This window comes from Pectobacterium brasiliense (assembly GCF_013449685.1).
Taxonomy (GTDB): domain Bacteria; phylum Pseudomonadota; class Gammaproteobacteria; order Enterobacterales; family Enterobacteriaceae; genus Pectobacterium; species Pectobacterium brasiliense_A.
On the sequence record NZ_JACDSF010000017.1, the window covers coordinates 293,618 to 312,044 of the forward strand.

The 18,427-nt window shown below is 50.8% G+C and carries 17 protein-coding genes; all 17 read right to left on the reverse strand.

Annotated elements, in window-relative coordinates; translation table 11 throughout:
• Positions 1 to 199: 199 nt before the first annotated feature.
• Positions 200 to 976 (reverse strand): cell division protein CpoB, encoded by a 777-nt coding sequence (cpoB, locus tag H0248_RS09130; protein ID WP_015839528.1) that lies wholly within the window; start codon positions 974 to 976, stop codon positions 200 to 202.
• 9 nt (positions 977 to 985) lie between these two features.
• On the reverse strand, positions 986 to 1,495 hold the full coding sequence (pal, locus tag H0248_RS09135) for a peptidoglycan-associated lipoprotein Pal (protein ID WP_010299226.1): 510 nt from the start codon (positions 1,493 to 1,495) through the stop codon (positions 986 to 988).
• A gap of 40 nt (positions 1,496 to 1,535) precedes the next feature.
• Positions 1,536 to 2,828 (reverse strand): Tol-Pal system beta propeller repeat protein TolB, encoded by a 1,293-nt coding sequence (gene tolB / locus H0248_RS09140; protein ID WP_010285308.1) that lies wholly within the window; start codon positions 2,826 to 2,828, stop codon positions 1,536 to 1,538.
• 138 nt (positions 2,829 to 2,966) lie between these two features.
• Positions 2,967 to 4,154 (reverse strand): cell envelope integrity protein TolA, encoded by a 1,188-nt coding sequence (tolA, locus tag H0248_RS09145; protein ID WP_180785706.1) that lies wholly within the window; start codon positions 4,152 to 4,154, stop codon positions 2,967 to 2,969.
• 64 nt (positions 4,155 to 4,218) lie between these two features.
• A complete protein-coding gene (tolR, locus tag H0248_RS09150) occupies positions 4,219 to 4,644 on the reverse strand; it encodes a colicin uptake protein TolR (RefSeq protein ID WP_180785708.1) in 426 nt (141 codons plus the stop codon).
• Positions 4,645 to 4,656: 12 nt separating this feature from the next.
• Positions 4,657 to 5,343 (reverse strand): Tol-Pal system protein TolQ, encoded by a 687-nt coding sequence (tolQ, locus tag H0248_RS09155; RefSeq protein WP_110163617.1) that lies wholly within the window; start codon positions 5,341 to 5,343, stop codon positions 4,657 to 4,659.
• The gene (gene ybgC, locus H0248_RS09160; protein ID WP_180785711.1) at positions 5,340 to 5,744 is read right to left on the reverse strand and encodes a tol-pal system-associated acyl-CoA thioesterase; all 405 of its coding nucleotides are present in this window, start codon (positions 5,742 to 5,744) and stop codon (positions 5,340 to 5,342) included. The genes tolQ and ybgC overlap by 4 nt, the downstream gene beginning before the upstream one ends.
• Positions 5,745 to 5,877: 133 nt before the next feature.
• Entirely contained in the window at positions 5,878 to 6,171 is a 294-nt protein-coding gene (ybgE, locus tag H0248_RS09165) for a cyd operon protein YbgE (protein WP_180785712.1), read from the reverse strand.
• Positions 6,168 to 6,284, reverse strand: coding sequence for a cytochrome bd-I oxidase subunit CydX (gene cydX, locus H0248_RS09170; protein ID WP_180785715.1), 117 nt, complete (start codon positions 6,282 to 6,284; stop codon positions 6,168 to 6,170). Before cydX ends, ybgE begins: the two co-directional genes overlap by 4 nt.
• A 16-nt stretch (positions 6,285 to 6,300) precedes the next feature.
• Positions 6,301 to 7,440 (reverse strand): cytochrome d ubiquinol oxidase subunit II, encoded by a 1,140-nt coding sequence (cydB, locus tag H0248_RS09175; RefSeq protein ID WP_180785717.1) that lies wholly within the window; start codon positions 7,438 to 7,440, stop codon positions 6,301 to 6,303.
• A gap of 13 nt (positions 7,441 to 7,453) precedes the next feature.
• On the reverse strand, positions 7,454 to 9,022 hold the full coding sequence (cydA, locus tag H0248_RS09180; protein ID WP_010285007.1) for a cytochrome ubiquinol oxidase subunit I: 1,569 nt from the start codon (positions 9,020 to 9,022) through the stop codon (positions 7,454 to 7,456).
• 712 nt (positions 9,023 to 9,734) lie between these two features.
• Positions 9,735 to 10,904, reverse strand: a complete 1,170-nt coding sequence (locus H0248_RS09185) for a YfaP family protein (RefSeq protein ID WP_180785719.1) — start codon at positions 10,902 to 10,904, stop codon at positions 9,735 to 9,737.
• Positions 10,905 to 11,130: 226 nt separating this feature from the next.
• Positions 11,131 to 12,003 (reverse strand): succinate--CoA ligase subunit alpha, encoded by an 873-nt coding sequence (sucD, locus tag H0248_RS09190; protein ID WP_180785721.1) that lies wholly within the window; start codon positions 12,001 to 12,003, stop codon positions 11,131 to 11,133.
• Positions 12,003 to 13,169 carry an ADP-forming succinate--CoA ligase subunit beta gene (gene sucC, locus H0248_RS09195; protein ID WP_010285004.1) on the reverse strand — a complete coding sequence of 389 codons (1,167 nt, stop codon included), beginning with the start codon at positions 13,167 to 13,169 and terminating at the stop codon, positions 12,003 to 12,005. Before sucC ends, sucD begins: the two co-directional genes overlap by 1 nt.
• Positions 13,170 to 13,371: 202 nt before the next feature.
• Positions 13,372 to 14,598 carry a 2-oxoglutarate dehydrogenase complex dihydrolipoyllysine-residue succinyltransferase gene (gene odhB / locus H0248_RS09200; protein ID WP_180785724.1) on the reverse strand — a complete coding sequence of 409 codons (1,227 nt, stop codon included), beginning with the start codon at positions 14,596 to 14,598 and terminating at the stop codon, positions 13,372 to 13,374.
• Positions 14,599 to 14,613: 15 nt separating this feature from the next.
• Positions 14,614 to 17,421, reverse strand: coding sequence for a 2-oxoglutarate dehydrogenase E1 component (gene sucA / locus H0248_RS09205; RefSeq protein ID WP_180785762.1), 2,808 nt, complete (start codon positions 17,419 to 17,421; stop codon positions 14,614 to 14,616).
• 275 nt (positions 17,422 to 17,696) lie between these two features.
• Entirely contained in the window at positions 17,697 to 18,413 is a 717-nt protein-coding gene (locus tag H0248_RS09210) for a succinate dehydrogenase iron-sulfur subunit (protein ID WP_180785726.1), read from the reverse strand.
• Positions 18,414 to 18,427: the final 14 nt, after the last annotated feature.

The following is an 18,427-nucleotide window of genomic DNA, read 5'->3' on the forward strand; positions in this document are numbered from 1 at the left end:
CTCTACCGACTGAGCTAACGACCCAATTTCATGCTGCTTTAGCGTTTTGCTATTTGCCTTGGCAACGGCGGCATATATTACTGATTTAAATTTTCAGCGCAACCTATTTTCTTAAAAAACTGTTTAATTGCCTACTCTTAAGACGTTTAGGCACAAAAACCGCTCATGATGCGCAATTTTTGTGCCAATTAATACGGTATTACGATCCGGCTAAACGCTTTTGCGCCTGCTTTGCACTTTCCGTATTGGGGTACATTTTTACAACCTGCTGGTAAACGGCCTTGGCTTTATCTGCCTGACCTTTTTCCTGCATGATCACCCCAACCTTCAGCAAGGCTTCGGAACTTTTTGGTGACTTGGGATAATTTTTAACAACGTTGGCGAAATAGTACGCCGCATCGTCCTTTTTCCCCTTGTTGTAATTCAACTGACCAAGCCAATAGTTAGCATTAGGTTGATACGTTGAATCTGGGTACTTCTTGACGAATGCCTGAAATGCGCTGATAGCCTGATCGTACTGTTTTTTCTCCAGTACGAGCGCGACTGCGGCATTGTAATCAGTATTTGCATCACCCGTACTGGCCGGTGCCGCCGTATTGGCAGCACCGGTATCAGTCCCCGCCGCAGCGGCAGGCGTGCCATCTGTCGTCGGTGTAGAAGATGATTGCGAACTTAATCCATCAATCTGCTGATAGATCTGTTTCTGCCGTTCAACAACCTGATTCAACTGATACTGACTTTCCTGAATCTGCCCACGGAGGCTGTCAATATCACGCTGATTATCAGAGAGCTGCTGTTGAAGTTGGGTTAAAAGCTGACTGTGAGCGTTAGAAATACGCTCCAATTGAGTGACGCGGTCTTCGACCGAGCCTGAGCCGACATTACTGATTGGCGCTTGGGCAGTAGCGGCCCAAGGGACCGCTACGCCAACCAGTAACGACAGACCCAACAGGTGACGTCTGAAGTTACTGCTCATGCGATTCTCTTAATATACCAGAACGGCACGACGGTTTTTGGCATAAGCCGCTTCGTCATGGCCGAGAACAGCTGGTTTCTCTTTACCGTAAGAAACGATAGAGATCTGATCGGAAGAAACGCCTTTACCTTGCAGGTACATTTGTACCGCATTGGCACGACGCTCACCCAAAGCGATGTTGTATTCTGGCGTACCACGTTCGTCCGCGTGACCTTCGATAGTCACTTTGTAAGACGGGTTGCTACGCAGGAATGCAGCGTGTGCGTCCAGCATCTGAGCGAATTCAGAGCTCACATCGTACTTGTCCAGACCGAAGTAAACGATGTTGTTGCGCTGTAATTCTTGCATCTGCAAACGAGCTTGTTCAGAAGAAGACATGTTACCGCCGTCCATCATGCCGTTGTTGCCAGCACCCATGGAAGATTGGTCATTGTCCGCGTTCTTGTTGGAGCTACAAGCGGCCACTGCCAGTACCGGCAGAGCCAACATCAGGCCTTTCAGCACTTTATTGAATTGCATTTCTTATGTCCTTTGACGAGTTTATTGTACATATCTGTACTTATAGATACGGCGACCAGGCAGGGAATTTAACCTGTCCATCAGTAGCCGGAAGACGCGCTTTGAAACGCCCATCTGTCGAAACCAGCTGTAGCACTGAACCCAGCCCTTGTTTGGAACTGTAGATCACCATCGTGCCATTCGGTGCGATACTTGGCGTTTCGTCCAGGAACGTGTCCGTCAATACTTGTACGGCACCCGTTACCAGATCCAGTTTGGAAATATGCTGAGCCCCACCATTCGAGCTCACCGTTACCAAAAACTTCCCGTCGGCACTCACATCGGAGTCCTGATTCTGAGAACCTTCCCAGGTCAGACGCTGTGGCGCGCCGCCGTTAGCATTCACTTTATAAACTTGCGGACGACCAGCCTGGTCTGAAGTATAGGCCAAGGTCTGGCTGTCTGGGAACCAGGTTGGTTCCGTGTTATTGCTGCGACCATCAGTCACCTGGCTGATTTGCCCCGATCCCAGATTCATCACATACAGATTCAGGCTACCGCTCTTAGACAGTGCGAAGGCCAACTTGCTGCCATCAGGAGAGAAAGAAGGTGCACCGTTGTGACGTGGGAAAGACGCGACTTGGCGGATCGCACCATTTGCCAGCGTCTGGATAACCAGCGCTGAACGGCCACTTTCAAATGTTACATAGGCGAGTTTGCTGCCGTCTGCGGACCAAGCCGGGGACATCAGCGGCTGCGGTGAACGGTGAACCACAAACTGGTTGTAGCCATCGTAGTCTGCAACGCGCAGTTCATAAGGGAACTGACCACCGTTGGTCTGAACAACGTAAGCAATACGGGTACGGAACGCACCTTTGATACCACTCAGTTTTTCAAACACTTCATCACTGGCCGTATGCGCAGCATAGCGCAACCACTGTTTGGTCACTTTAAACTGGTTCTGCGCCAATACGTTACCAGGGTTACCGGAGGTATCAACGAGCTGGTAAGAAACCAGATAGCTGCCATCAGCACTCGGCTGAACCTGACCAACAACAACCGCATCGATGCCTAACGCCGTCCATGCAGCAGGCGTCACTTCGGATGCTGTTGCAGGTTGCTGAGGCATACGGTTTGCATCGATCGGGTTGAATTTGCCACTGTTACGTAAGTCAGCACCCACGATGCCACCGACGTCTTCAGGCGCAGCGCCCGGGCCCGCCCATTTGAACGGAACCACACCGATAGGGCGTGCAGAGTCTACCCCTTGGGTAATCTCTATACGTACTTCCGCGTGAACAACCGCAGTCCACAGCATTAAAAAGCTTAATGCAACTTTCAGTACTTGCTTCATCTCATCTCCCTTATCCAGACGCGAAGTCTACGATAAATTAGCAGAATTTTAACAAAAACAAACCAATGTCAACAAAACAACATAACCTGGTTTATTTACCATCGTAATAATCTTAAATCTATTGGGTAAACAGCCCGGTTACTGCGGTTTAAAGTCTATTGGCGCATTTTTGAAAGCCTCATAAACATCCGTACTTGGCGGCTTCGGTATTTTGGCCTGTTTGGCAGCCGCAATAGCTGCTTGGCATAACGCCGGATCGCCACCTTCAGCCGTGACGTCAATCAGCAGACCATCTGGCGCCAGCTTAATCCGTAACGTACAGGTGCGGCCTTTGTAGAGCTGCCAGTCATAAAACTTGCTCTGAATGGCTGAACGCACCTGACTACCATAGCTATCAAGCGCTGCACCTGATGCACCGCTCTTCTTATTGTTACCAGTGCCGGCAGGTGCACCACCGCCAGACTTGGGCGCATTTTTCGATGAAGCAAGTCCGCCCAGCAAATCATCAACAGCGCTTTCCTGCTTAGCGGCCTCTGCTGCCGCTTTCTTTTTATCATCAGCGGCTTTCTTAGCTGCTGCAGCTGCTTCAGCTTTCTTAGTGGCTTCAGCATCGGCTTTTTGTTTAGCTGCCTCAGCCGCTGCTTTTTGCTTAGCCTGCTCGGCCTCTTTTGCTGCCTCTGCGGCAGCCTTTGCTGCTTCTGCTTTAGCGGTTTCTGCTGCCTTCTGCTTGGCGGCTTCAGCTGCTTTTTCTTTAACCTCTTCTTCCGCCTGCTTTTTGGCCGCAGCGGCGGCCGCAGCTTGTTTCTTCGCTTCGTCTTCCGCTTTCTTCTTAGCGTCTGCCGCCGCTTTCGCCTGTAGTTCAGCTTCGGCCTTCGCTTTTGCCGCTGCAGCTTCAGCTTGCTTCTGCTGTTCTTTTGCCTGCTGAGCGGCCGCTTCAGACTGCTTACGCTGTTCAGCCTGCTCCTGAGCCTGCTTTTTCGCTTCTTCCTGCGCTTGTAGACGCTCTTTTTCCAGTTCTTTCAGCCGCTGCTGTTCAGCCGCTTGCTTCTGTTGAAGCTCTTCGGCCTGCCGTTCAGCTTGCTTTTGACGCTGCTGTTCAGAACGTTTTGCATCCGTCTGCTGCTGCTGTTGCCGGTTATACTGCTCCACCACTGCGCTCGGATCGACCATGACGGCATCAATTGACGAGCCTCCGCCGCCCCCGCTGGCATCCATCGTTTGCGTCGACGAACTCCAGAGCAGCAAAGCAATCAGTATGATGTGCAAAACAGCCGAGATAATAACGGCGCGTTTCAGCTTATCGTTTTGTTCGTTTGCCTTTAACACAAGCGATTCCCAAAAACAGTGTTGCCAGAAATAGGCTTAACGATCATTACCGTGATGTGCTCATTTAAATCGGTTGTGTCATCAAACCAACGGATTTTACGCCAGCCTGATGCAATAAATTCAACGCTTTAATGATCTCATCATAAGGAACATCCTTCGCACCACCAATCAAAAAGACCGTCTTGGGGTTGGTTGCCAGCCGTGATTGTGCTTCAGCAACCACTTGCTCTGCCGGAAGTTGCTCCATACGCTTTTGTTCAACAACCAAGCTATATTGCCCTATGCCTGAAACCTCTACGATCACGGGCGGATTGTCATTGCTGGAGACCGTTTTTGAGTCGGTCGCATCCGGCAGATCCACCTCAACGCTCTGCGTAATAATCGGTGCTGTCGCCATAAAAATCAGCAACAGTACCAACAGCACGTCCAGCAGCGGAACAATGTTGATCTCGGACTTCAGCTCACGACGGCCTCTGCGTACTCGTGCCATGCTCCCCCCTGATTACTTGCTGTTGTCGCTGGAGAATGCTTGACGGTGCAGTATAGCGATGAACTCTTCAGTAAAGTTGTCGTAGTTCTGCTCCAGTTTGCCTACCCGCTGGCTAAGACGGTTATATGCCATGACCGCAGGGATCGCCGCAAACAGACCGATTGCTGTAGCAATCAAAGCCTCGGCAATACCAGGCGCAACCATTTGTAAGGTTGCCTGCTTCACGGCGCCAAGCGCGATGAAGGCGTGCATAATCCCCCAAACGGTACCGAACAGACCGATATACGGGCTGATAGAACCCACGGTGCCCAAGAAGGGAATGTGTGTTTCCAGCGTTTCCAATTCACGATTCATTGAAATACGCATCGCACGGGATGCCCCCTCTACGACCGCTTCCGGCGCATGGCTGTTGGCACGATGCAACCGTGCAAATTCTTTGAAACCTGAATGGAAGATTTGTTCAGTGCCCGTCAGGCTATCGCGACGAGTCTGGCTTTCCTGATAGAGGCGGGACAGTTCGATGCCCGACCAAAATTTGTCCTCGAACGCCTCAGCCTCACGCGTCGCCGAGTTCAGAATGCGGGTACGTTGAATAATGATCGCCCAAGAAGCGATAGAAAAACAGATTAAAATCAGCATGATTAGTTTGACCAGAAGGCTTGCCTTCAGGAACAAATCAAAAACGTTCATGTCAGTCACTGCTTGAACTCCGCGACAATAGACTTAGGAAGCGCAACCGGCTTCATTTGATGTGGATCGATGCATGCGATCAAAACTTCAGCATGGCTTAGCAGGGTGCCATGAGCATTGAGAATACGCTGTGCGAAAGTCAGAGAAGCGCCACGCAGCGAGATAACCTCACTTTGCACTTCCAGCATGTCATCAAGGCGCGCAGGAGCAAGATACTCCACCGTCATCCGACGAACAGCAAACGCCACATGCTCACTGAGCAAGGCTTGCTGGTGAAAGTTGCGTTCACGCAACGCCTCGGTTCTTGCCCTTTCATAAAAGGCAACATAGCGCGCATGGTAGACAACGCCACCTGCATCAGTGTCTTCAAAGTAGACTCGAACTGGCCAGCGAAACAACGAATTACTCACTCTACATCCCAGTAATGCATTAAACCTCGCTACTATACGCAAGAGAAATGAGGTTTGGAATGGATTGTGACGGCGGAAAGAAAATAATTATGGGCTGTAAGCAACCCATAACTAAATGGAATAGGAGGCTATTTTAGCCGAAGAAATAGTACAATCCTGCGCACAGGATCACAAAGGCGGGAAGTGGTGCGAAAAACACGCGCCAGAGCAGGCGATGTGGACGAAAACCAACGCCGTGAACAACGCCAGCGCAAACGGCCCAAATCAACAGCAGCCCCTGCCAAACTGCGAGCTCACTGGTCCGCGCCGCAAAACGCGTCGGATCCCAGAATACACAGCCAGCTAGCAGCAACGCCATGATAAGGGAAAGAGCCCTTAACGGGCTCTTATCCATCAGGCGATAGAGTTTATCGACCAGTTCACTCATTGCTTATCTTCTTCAGCCGCTTTGCTTGCCTCACTCTGCTCAATAGCCAGGGCCGTGACGATCCCCAGTGAGCAAGCAAGAAGCGTTCCGAGTATCCAGGCAAAATACCACATAAATTAAGCTCCTTACTTAGTACATAGAGTGAGTGTTTTGCTCAATCTGCTCTTTGGTAATGCGACCGAACATCTTGTAGTAACACCATGCGGTATAAGACAGCACGATAGGAACAAAAATTATCGCAACCACAGTCATGACTTTCAGCGTCAGCAGGCTTGATGTTGCATCCCATACCGTCAAGCTGACGTTAGGCACAGTCACTGACGGCATGATGAATGGGAACATAGCAATCCCTGCCGTCAGAATCACACAAGCAATAGTCAGAGAGGAGAACAGGAATGCCCAAGCCCCTTTCTCTGCACGCGCCATAAGGGTAGTCAGCACTGGCAGCACTACACCCAGAACAGGGATAGCCCACAATGCCGGATGGTTATTGAAATTGATCAGCCAGGCACCTGCCTGCTGAACGACTTCTTTACGCAGCGGGTTAGATTCAGCTGCGGTGTTAATCGCAGACGTCACCACATAACCATCAATACCGTAAACGACCCATACGCCAGCCAGAGCAAACGTCACCATCATCACCAGCGCGGAAATCTGCGCGGCAGATTTAGAACGCACGTGCAGGTCACCCGTGGTCCGCATCATCAGGTAGGTTGCACCCTGAGTTAGGATCATCGTCAGACTAACCACACCAGCCAACAGGCCAAACGGATTCAGCAGTTGGAAGAAGTTTCCGGTGTAGTACAGACGCAGATATTCATCAACGTGGAACGGCACGCCCTGCAACAGGTTACCAAATGCCACACCAATCACTACCGGTGGGACAAAGCTACCGATGAAAATGCCCCAGTCCCACATACCACGCCAGCGTGGATCTTCGATTTTTGAACGGTAATCGAAGCCGACGGGGCGGAAGAACAACGAGGCCAGCACCAGAATCATGGCAATGTAGAAACCGGAGAACGCGGCAGCGTAAACCATCGGCCAGGCAGCAAACAGCGCACCACCGGCGGTGATCAGCCAAACCTGGTTACCGTCCCAGTGCGGCGCAATGCTGTTAATCATGACACGACGCTCGGTATCACCACGTCCCATCAGACGCACCAGAATGCCCACGCCCATGTCAAAACCATCAGTGATAGCGAAGCCAATCAGCAAAATACCGATCAACAGCCACCAAATAAAACGTAAGACTTCATATTCAAACATAGTGGACTCCTGTTTACCGTGCTTCCTGCGCAGCCGCTATAGGTTGTTCAAAATGGTAGCGCCCTGTTTTCAGGCTGCTTGGCCCCAGACGTGCGAATTTGAACATCAGATACATTTCTGCAATCAGGAAGAGCGTATACAGACCACAGATCAGCCCCATGGAGAACAGAATATCCCCTGCGGTCAGTGATGACGTCGCAACGGCTGTCGGCAGAATCTCACCGATAGCCCAAGGCTGACGGCCGTATTCAGCCACAAACCAGCCGGCTTCGATAGCAATCCACGGGAGCGGAATGCCGTACAACGCCGTACGGAGCAGCCAGCGTTTCTGACCAATTTTGTTGCGCAGAACACTCCAGAAGGACAGACCGATGATTAACAGCATCAGAACGCCACAGCCCACCATGATACGGAAAGAGAAATACAGCGGTGCAACGCGCGGGATAGAATCTTTAACAGCCTGTTGAATCTGCGTTTCTGTCGCATCAGAGACTTTCGGCGTATAGCGTTTCAGCAGCAAACCATAGCCCAGATCCTGCTTAGCTTGATCAAACGCTGCTTTTACTGCCGGGTCAGTGTTACCCGCGCGTAATTCTTCCAGCAACTGGTAAGCCTTCATACCATTGCGAATACGCACTTCATGCATCACCAGCAGTTCTTTCAGACCCGTCACTTCTTTGTCAGTAGAACGCGTGGCAATGAGTCCCAGAGCATAAGGGATCTTGATGGCATAGTTATTTTCCATCGTATCCTGATTGGGGATGCCGATCAGCGTAAAGGATGCCGGTGCGGGTTGCGTTTCCCATTCTGCTTCAATTGCCGCCAGTTTGGTTTTCTGTACGTCCCCCATTTCATAACCAGATTCATCACCCAGTACAATAACGGACAGAACAGAAGCCATACCGAAGCTTGCTGCGATAGCGAATGAACGCTTGGCAAAAGCAATGTCACGGCCTTTCAGCAGATAGTAAGAACTGACACCCAGAATGAACATCGCGCCCGTACAGTAACCTGCCGCTACCGTGTGAACGAATTTCACCTGAGCAACCGGGTTCAGTACCAGATCGGCGAAGCTCACCATTTCCATACGCATGGTTTCGAAATTGAAATCCGATGCGATGGGGTTCTGCATCCAGCCATTGGCAACCAGAATCCACAGTGCGGAGAAGTTAGAGCCCAGCGCGACCAACCAGGTCACGGCCATATGCTGCACTTTTCCTAAACGGTCCCAGCCGAAGAAGAACAAGCCAACAAAGGTCGATTCCAGGAAGAATGCCATCAGGCCTTCAATCGCTAGCGGCGCGCCGAAAATATCCCCGACGTAGTGAGAGAAATATGACCAGTTGGTCCCGAATTGAAACTCCATGGTCAATCCGGTAGCAACCCCCAGAGCAAAGTTAATTGCAAATAACTTGCCCCAGAACTTGGTCATATCTTTATAGATTTGTTTGCCAGACAGCACATATACCGTTTCCATAATCGCCAGCAAAAACGCCATCCCCAGCGTTAATGGTACGAATAGAAAATGGTACATTGCAGTTAAGGCAAACTGTAAACGTGACAGTTCGACTACATCAAACATTTTGACTCCTTGCTCCTCGCAGGAAGGGATTAGCTTGCAAACGCTGACAAGCCGCCAAACATCCGGCCATTACACCCAAAAAGAACACAACAAGAATTGCTTTAACACAGGCTGTAATGAACGCTAGAAATACCGTTCACCAGGGCAGTCGCACCGCGATACCCCGACAGCAAGCTCAAGATAAATCACAAGTATTACAAATCGCGTACCCCATAGGGAGGTAATCGTATATTACGCCTGTAATCCCCTACAATAAATAGGTTTTTACGTGACCCAGACTAGGTTTTTGGCTTCAAATCAACTTTTCCACTAAACGACATGAAAGACGATAATTGACCTCGCGCAATTTAAGCCTATTTCAGAAATTATATCCAGAGGCGTTTTTTGATCTAAAACAATTTAACGCTTTTCTCGTGATTGTCGCGTTGCATTAATTTCTTTATTACACTCATTGTTAATGCAATGTGACTTTTAGGTTTAATTAAAATTAATTCGGCAATATAATTTTTACTTTACGTTATCGATTATTCACATGCATTTCTTATCTTCTATTTTATGTCAAATTTCTGTTTTTTCTTGCTGACAACGACGCTGTATTTTAGCCATAAACTCCCCTGCCCTTCCCCTGTGCCGTGAGCTTGTGACGATCCATGACAAAGCGGAGACCAAAAAGGCCTCCGCTGTGGTTACACACGTAGCAAGATGCGGCGATTTACTGCTTCGCTTTCATCCGCTCAATGGCTTTATCGTAAACCGTGTTACTTTTCTGGCTTCTTGCAAGCTCATAATGCTGAAGTGCATCGCTGAACTGACCCGCATTTTCGTAGATTTTTGCAATATTGTAGTACGAGCTGGCACGCGTGGTTGCCGCGTTGCTACCATTTGCCAGCGCAATCGCTTTACGGTTGGCCCAAATGGCTTCAGCAATATTGCCGCGCTTTTGATAGGTCAGGCCCAGGTTGCTATATGCCTGACCAAACGCGCTGTCCTGATCGATCGCGGCCAGGAACAGTGTTGTGGCCTGCTCTAGCTCACCGCGTCCATAGGCAGCTTCACCGTCGCGATTGAGGCTTTTTGCCAGCGCGGTATTCCCAGCAACTGAAGTGGCGGTCTGCGCGGGGTTAAGCACCATTGGCAGCGCATTACCATCCTTCGCTTTTGAGAAATCGGCCTCGCCAACGGCATTGATGTCTTCAAAGTCACCGTTAGGGTTAAGACGGAAAACCGTCCAAACATTTCCTACCTTGTTCAGTGGGACAGAATATGCCCGTACCTGTGAACTTCCAACATAGACAAATACTTTTGCACTGCTTGCGGAAAGCGCTGATGAATTAGCCTTATCACCGTTCGAATAATCATGAACAGCATAAATATAACTTTCGCCTAAGCGCTTTTTATCAATAGTAATCGTTTCCGGACCAAAACTATCGGTATCATCAACATCAAGATTGGCATCGCGTCCTTTCTTGTGTTGGAAATAAACATGATTACCCGGATAAATAAGGTGGGAATCTAAATCAAAAGGTTGTTCACCCCAGGTTAATACAATTCGCATGCCATCCAGGTTTTTCATTACTGGACTAATAGCATAGGTCATTCCATCACACGGACATTTAACCACCAGATCGGAATACCCTTCTTTTTTAATGATCAGCAGACTGTCTTGATCCACCTCGAACGGCGCGTTAAGCCCTACGCGGCCTGTCGCATCAGAGCGAGCCGTTACTGACTGTGCTCCGTTCTTCTGTAGAATAACCGTTGCATCATCAATCTTTTTATCTTTAATCGTCGCACTTAGCACTTCAATATTAATAGACTGCGCGTTGGCCGCGCAGGTAAATGCAGATAATACCAAAATCAGCGCTTTTATATTTCCTTTCACACAACATCCCCTAAGGCAAATTAATTAATCATTCCCTGCTTACACAAACCCAATGAGATAATCATCATTTCTGTTTATCACTCATCACTTTTTCAAGCGCGCGAATTATCCAATAAACCCCTGAAAAAGTCATGCGCAATTCAATCGCACCTATTAACGTCGAGGATTAAATTTGAATAAAAAAAAGCCACCCTAAGGTGGCTGGTATATTTAATCGAATAATCGATTAATGCGCTAATATCGCTTTTACTGCATCACCGATATCCGCCAGGCTGCGAACGGTTTTAACACCCGCCGCTTCTAACGCCGCGAATTTATCGTCAGCCGTACCTTTACCACCGGCGATGATGGCGCCAGCGTGGCCCATGCGCTTACCTTTCGGTGCCGTCACACCCGCGATGTAGCCGACAACCGGCTTCGTCACGTGCTCTTTAATGTAGGCAGCCGCTTCTTCTTCCGCCGTACCGCCGATTTCACCGATCATCACGATGGCTTCCGTCTGCGGATCCTGCTCAAACAGCTTCAGAATATCGATGAAGTTAGAACCTGGGATCGGATCGCCACCGATACCCACACAGCTTGACTGACCCAGACCCGCATCGGTCGTTTGCTTCACCGCTTCATACGTCAGCGTACCGGAACGAGAAACGATACCCACTTTACCCGGCAGGTGAATATGACCCGGCATGATACCGATCTTACATTCGCCCGGCGTGATCACACCTGGACAGTTCGGACCGATCATACGCACGCCGCTCTGATCAAGTTTCACTTTCACCGTCAGCATATCCAGCGTCGGGATACCTTCAGTGATACAGATGATCAGCTCAATACCTGCGTCAATCGCTTCCAGAATCGAGTCTTTGCAGAACGGAGCGGGAACGTAGATAACGGATGCCGTTGCGCCCGTCGCTTCTACCGCTTCACGTACCGTATTAAATACGGGCAGACCCAGATGTTCCGTGCCGCCTTTACCCGGCGTCACACCGCCAACCATTTGCGTACCGTAAGCAAGTGCTTGCTCAGAGTGGAATGTCCCCTGACTACCGGTAAAACCCTGACAGATAACTTTGGTATTTTTATTAATCAGAATGGACATTATTTACCCTCCACAGCTGCAACAACCTGCTGAGCAGCACCCGTCAGGCTGGTCGCGGCAATAATATTCAGGCCGCTATCCGCCAGTTTCTTGGCACCCAGCTCCGCATTGTTTCCTTCAAGACGTACCACAACCGGTACGTTAACACCCACTTCGGCTACGGCGCCGATGATGCCGTCAGCGATCAAATCGCAACGTACGATGCCACCAAAGATGTTAACAAAGACAGCTTTTACCTTGTCGTCAGACAGGATAATTTTGAACGCTTCAGTAACACGTTCTTTCGTCGCACCGCCGCCAACATCGAGGAAGTTCGCAGGAGCACCACCGTGCAGTTTCACGATGTCCATCGTGCCCATCGCCAGACCGGCACCGTTGACCATACAGCCAATGTTGCCATCCAGCGCAACATAGTTCAGTTCCCACTGTGCCGCATGCGCTTCACGGGAATCTTCCTGACTTGGGTCGCGCATTTCACGTAGTTCAGGCTGACGGAACAGGGCATTGCCATCCGCGCCCAGTTTGCCATCCAGACAGATCAGGTCGCCCTGCTTGGTGATAACCAGCGGGTTGATTTCTACCAGCGCCAGATCGCGCTCCAGGAACAGCGTCGCCAGACCCATGAAGATTTTGGTGAACTGAGCAACTTGCTTACCGCTTAAGCCCAGTTTGAAAGCCAACTCACGGCCTTGATAAGGCTGTGGGCCGACCAGTGGATCGATCGCCGCTTTATGAATCAGCTCCGGCGTTTCTTCTGCCACTTTTTCAATTTCTACGCCACCTTCGGTGGACGCCATGAACACCACGCGACGCGTGCCACGGTCAACAACTGCGCCCAGATAAAGCTCTTTGTCGATATCCGTTGCAGCTTCAACAAGGATCTGATGAACCGGCTGACCCTGTGCGTCAGTTTGATAAGTAACGAGTTTTTTACCCAGCCAGTTTTCAGCAAAGGCGCGGATATCTTCTTTATTGCTGACGACTTTAACGCCGCCCGCTTTACCGCGACCGCCTGCGTGAACCTGACATTTTACGACCCACGGACCCGCACCAATTTTAGACGCGGCTTCTTCCGCTTCACGCGGAGTGGTACAGGCATAGCCGGTCGGTGCCGGTAAACCATATCGAGCAAAGAGTTGTTTTGCCTGATACTCGTGTAAATTCATGATGTTCTATCCATTTAGGTTTGGAGATAAGTCGGCAGACGGTTTGTCATCACCGAATCTTTCGGTAGAGAAAATCGCCATTAACTCTCTGATATATTTGGATAACGCCGTTGAAAAGAAACGGCCTGCATAGCACATAATCTGGTATATCGTTTCGGGCGGAAACCGTCAGGGTTATCCGCCCGAGAGCCTATCTGTAGGACTAAACGTCTAACAGCAGACGCGCTGGATCTTCCAGCATCTCTTTCACTGTCACCAGGAAGCCAACGGACTCACGGCCGTCGACCAAACGGTGATCGTAAGACAGCGCCAGATACATCATCGGCAGAATAACGACCTGACCATCAACCGCCATCGGACGATCTTTAATGGCGTGCATACCCAGAATCGCACTCTGCGGTGGGTTGATGATTGGGGTAGACATCAGAGAGCCAAAGACGCCGCCGTTGGTAATGGTGAAATTACCGCCTAGCAGTTCTTCAACCGTCAGTTTGCCGTCACGGCCTTTCACGGCCAGCTCTTTGATGCGCTTCTCGATGTCGGCCATGCCCAGCGCATCCACATCACGCAGGACTGGCGTAACCAGACCACGCGGGGTAGACACCGCGATGCTGACATCGAAGTAGTTGTGGTAAACCACATCTTCGCCATCAATAGACGCATTTACTTCTGGATAACGCTTCAGCGCTTCGACCACGGCTTTGATGTAGAAGGACATGAAGCCCAGACGCACACCGTGACGCTTCTCGAATGCGTCGCCGTACTGCTTGCGCAGATCCATGATTGGCTGCATGTTGATTTCGTTGAACGTCGTCAACATTGCCGTGCTGTTTTTTGCTTCCAGCAGACGCTCTGCAACACGCTTACGCAGGCGCGTCATCGGTACGCGTTTTTCGCTGCGCGCGCCCAGAGCGGGTGCCGGAGAAGCCGCTGGCGCTTCAGACTTAGGCGCTTTACCAGACTCTTTCTTCTCGGCAGCCAAATGCTTATCCACGTCTTCACGGGTAATTCGACCGCCTACGCCGCTGCCTTTGATAGCAGAGGCATCAAGATCGTGCTCTGCAATCAGGCGGCGGATCGCCGGGCTGAGCGCGTCGCTGTTCTCTTCTTCCAGCCCAGCCGTATGACGCTGTGCTGGTGTTGATTCTTTGCTTTGTGATTTCTCGCTGGTTTCTTTACCAGAGCTGTCGCCACGACGAATGCGGCCCAGCAGTTGGCGAGACGTTACTGTCGCGCCTTCCTCTTCCAGCACGGCATCCAGAATGCCCGCTTCAGAGGCAGGAACTTCCAGTACAACTTTGTCAGTTTCAATTTCAACCAGTACTTCATCGCGCTCGACGCTATCGCCTGGCTTTTTATGCCAGTTCGCAACAGTGGCGTCAGCGACGGATTCAGGCAGGTCGGGTACATGAATATCTACGCTACTCATTATCTATCCTTTTATTTAATCAACGTTCAGCGCGTCATCGACCAGATCTTGCTGTTGTTTCTGGTGTACGGACATATAGCCAACGGCGGGTGATGCAGACGCCGGGCGTCCTGCGTAACGTAAAGAAGCCCCAAACGGAATCACTTCACGGAAATGGTGCTGACTGCAATACCAGGCTCCCTGATTCAGCGGCTCTTCCTGACACCACACGAAATCATGAACATGGGCAAACGATTCCAGCGCAGCTTGAACGGCCTGATGCGGGAACGGATAAAGCTGTTCGATACGGACGATCGCGACATTCTTTTGCTCGTTCTTGCGGCGCTGTTCTACCAAATCATAGTAGACCTTACCGGAACAAAGCACGACACGCTTCACGGCTGCCGGATCTAATTCTTCTACTTCACCAATCGCCGGCTGGAAGGAACCATTTGCCAGTTCATCCAGTGAAGAGATCGCCAGCGGATGGCGCAGCAGAGATTTCGGTGACATGACCACCAGCGGACGGCGCATACCACGCAGCGCCTGACGGCGAAGCATGTGATAAACCTGCGCTGGCGTTGACGGAATACAGACCTGCATATTTTGCTCAGCGCACAACTGCAGATAGCGTTCCAATCTGGCAGACGAGTGCTCAGGGCCTTGACCTTCGTAACCGTGCGGCAGCAGCATAACCAGACCACACATACGGCCCCACTTCTGCTCACCGGAGCTGATGAACTGGTCGATAACGACCTGCGCACCGTTGGCGAAGTCACCAAACTGCGCTTCCCAGATAGTCAGGGTGCGCGGTTCTGCGGTCGCATAGCCGTATTCAAACGCCAGAATCGCCTCTTCAGACAATACGGAGTCCCAGACGTTAAACTCGCCCTGTCCGTTATGCACGTGGTTCAACGGCGTGTAGCTGGAACCATTTTTCTGGTTATGCACGACCGCATGACGATGGAAGAACGTACCGCGACCGCTGTCCTCACCAGACAGACGAATCGGAATGCCCTCGTCAACCAGCGTCGCGTAGGCCAGCGTTTCCGCTCCGCCCCAATCAAACGGCTTGTTGCCAGCGGCCATTTCGGCACGATCAGCATAAACTTTGGCAACACGGGGATGAACGTCAATCCCTTCCGGCACTTCGCTGATACGCTTCGCCAATTCCTGCAAGCGTTTCATTTCCGTTGCGTGCGGATAAGGCTCATCCCACTCATGGTTCAGATACGGCGTCCAGGTAAAGGACTGCATATCCATTTCACGCCATTCTTCTACCACGCACTCACCCGCATCGAGCGCATCGCGGTACAGGTTGACCATTTCGGTGGCATCTTCCGGCGTGATGGATTTTTCCTGCTCCAAACGGTCGGCGTATACCTTACGCGGCGTCGGGTGTTTTTTGATCTTCTGGTACATCATCGGCTGCGTTGCACTTGGCTCGTCAGCTTCGTTATGACCATGACGGCGATAACAAATCAGATCGATGAACACATCACGCTTAAACTCATTACGGAAATCCAACGCCAGACGCGTAACAAACGCCACCGCTTCGGGATCGTCTGCGTTAACGTGGAAAATAGGCGCCTGCACCATTTTTCCGATATCGGTACAGTACTCGGTAGAACGGATATCCAGCGGGTTAGACGTGGTGAAACCGATACGGTTGTTAATCACAATACGCAGCGTGCCGCCGACTTCGTAGCCACGCACCGTCGACATATTCAACAGTTCCTGCACCACCCCCTGACCACTGACTGCCGCATCACCGTGAATAGTGATAGGTAAAACACGCGGACCACTCTGGCTATTCAGACGATCGAGACGCGCACGTACCGAACCCGTCACTACTGGACTGACGATTTCGAGGTGCGATGGGTTGAACGCCAGCGCCAAATGCACCAGACCGCCAGCCGTCTCGAATTCAGACGAGAAACCCTGGTGATATTTCACGTCACCGGTACCGAGGTGTTCTTTATGCTTACCAGCAAACTCGTCAAACAGATCCTGAGATTTTTTGCCCAATACGTTGATCAGCACGTTGAGACGGCCACGGTGTGCCATACCCAATACCACTTCGCGAGTACCGTTTGCACCCGCATGGCGAATCAGCTCTTTCAGCATCGGAACCAGTGCATCACCGCCTTCCAGCGAGAAACGCTTGGCACCAGGATATTTGGCACCCAGATAACGCTCCAGCCCTTCGGCTGCGGTTAACTCTTTCAGGAAACGGCGTTTTTCTTCCAGAGAAAATGACGGCTGCCCCATTACCGATTCGATACGCTGCTGGATCCAACGTTTCTCTTCCGTACTGGTCATGTGCATATATTCTGCACCGATAGAACCGCAATAGGTGCGTTTCAGCGCGTCATACAGATCTTCCAGCTTCATGGTGTCTTTGCCGATGGCAAAAGAGCCCACGTTGAAAGATTCCTGCAGATCATCCTGCGTCAGGTTGTGGTAATCCAGATCCAATTCTGCAACGGGTTCCTGCGGGCGCAGGAAGATCGGGTCAAGGTTAGCTTGCTGATGTCCACGGAAGCGGAACGCATTGATCAGTTGCAAGACCTTGACCTGCTTAGCATCAATATCGGGATCGGTGACTGACGAGGTAAAGCGCGAAGAGTCTTTCGCCAGACGGCGGAAATATTCACGCGTTTTGGAATGGAGTTGATCCGGTTTGACCCCACTCGTAGGCAATTGCTGGAAGATAGAGCGCCAGCTATGTTCGATCGAGTCAGGATCGGTTAAAAAATCTTCATAGAGTTGCTCTATGTAGGACTGATTCGCACCCGCCAAATAGGAGGAATCCAGCCAGGCCTTCATCGCGCCGTTCTGCATCATGATCCCTTAAGCTAATAAGCTTCAGTTTTCGCCGTGGTTAACATGTAATTAGTTTCCGTATATCGTTCGCCGTACAAACGGTTCACTTGTCGTACTTCGGTACGTGCTTAGGGTATCCATCCCCCCTAAGGAACCTTTAAAAACCGGTTCGGGTGCGTAAGCCGGTTTTTAAAGGTTTCCTGCGCTCCCTCTGAAGAATAGCAACTTCAGAGGGAGATACATGTTTTACTACTTAATCTTTATGCAATAACACGTTACGTACTGACTAGCCGTTACGCGCTACGGTGCAACAGCATCGATTTAATATGACCAATAGCCTTGGTCGGGTTCAGCCCTTTCGGACACACGTTGACGCAGTTCATGATGCCGTGGCAGCGGAAGACGCTGAACGCATCGTCCAGATCGTCCAGTCGTGGCTGGGTTTCCGTATCGCGGCTGTCAATCAGGAAGCGATACGCTGCCAGCAACCCCGCCGGTCCGACAAACTTGTCCGGGTTCCACCAGAACGACGGGCAAGACGTTGAACAGCAGGCGCACATGATGCATTCATATAACCCATCCAGCTTGGCACGTTGTTCAGGCGATTGCAGATGCTCACGCGCTGGCGGATTTTTCCCATTATTCAACAGGTAAGGCCTTATTTTCTCATATTGAGCATAGAACTGCCCCATGTCCACTACCAAATCACGAACAACCGGTAATCCAGGTAAAGGACGGATAACAATTTTGCTGTTTCCACGACGTAATGCAGAAACCGGCGTGATACAGGCCAGCCCATTTTTGCCGTTCATGTTGACGCCATCGGAACCACAGACGCCCTCACGGCAAGAACGACGGAATGACAGCGTTGGATCCTGCTCTTTCAGCAGCATCAGCGCATCAAGCAGCATCATGTCGCGGCCTTCTTCCGCCTCCAACTGGTAATCCTGCATCCGCGGAGCATCGTCAACATCCGGGTTATAACGATAAATAGAAAATTCGAGTTTCATCGTTTGATCTCCGC

Coding starts and splice junctions, on each gene's coding strand:
- cpoB (WP_015839528.1), bottom strand. CDS start 976: ATGAGCAGTAACTTCAGACGTCACCTGTTGGGTCTGTCGTTACTGGTT.
- pal (WP_010299226.1), bottom strand. CDS start 1,495: ATGCAATTCAATAAAGTGCTGAAAGGCCTGATGTTGGCTCTGCCGGTA.
- tolB (WP_010285308.1), bottom strand. CDS start 2,828: ATGAAGCAAGTACTGAAAGTTGCATTAAGCTTTTTAATGCTGTGGACT.
- tolR (WP_180785708.1), bottom strand. CDS start 4,644: ATGGCACGAGTACGCAGAGGCCGTCGTGAGCTGAAGTCCGAGATCAAC.
- ybgE (WP_180785712.1), bottom strand. CDS start 6,171: ATGAGTGAACTGGTCGATAAACTCTATCGCCTGATGGATAAGAGCCCG.
- cydX (WP_180785715.1), bottom strand. CDS start 6,284: ATGTGGTATTTTGCCTGGATACTCGGAACGCTTCTTGCTTGCTCACTG.
- cydB (WP_180785717.1), bottom strand. CDS start 7,440: ATGTTTGAATATGAAGTCTTACGTTTTATTTGGTGGCTGTTGATCGGT.
- cydA (WP_010285007.1), bottom strand. CDS start 9,022: ATGTTTGATGTAGTCGAACTGTCACGTTTACAGTTTGCCTTAACTGCA.
- sucD (WP_180785721.1), bottom strand. CDS start 12,003: ATGTCCATTCTGATTAATAAAAATACCAAAGTTATCTGTCAGGGTTTT.
- sucC (WP_010285004.1), bottom strand. CDS start 13,169: ATGAATTTACACGAGTATCAGGCAAAACAACTCTTTGCTCGATATGGT.
- odhB (WP_180785724.1), bottom strand. CDS start 14,598: ATGAGTAGCGTAGATATTCATGTACCCGACCTGCCTGAATCCGTCGCT.
- sucA (WP_180785762.1), bottom strand. CDS start 17,421: ATGCAGAACGGCGCGATGAAGGCCTGGCTGGATTCCTCCTATTTGGCG.
- H0248_RS09210 (WP_180785726.1), bottom strand. CDS start 18,413: ATGAAACTCGAATTTTCTATTTATCGTTATAACCCGGATGTTGACGAT.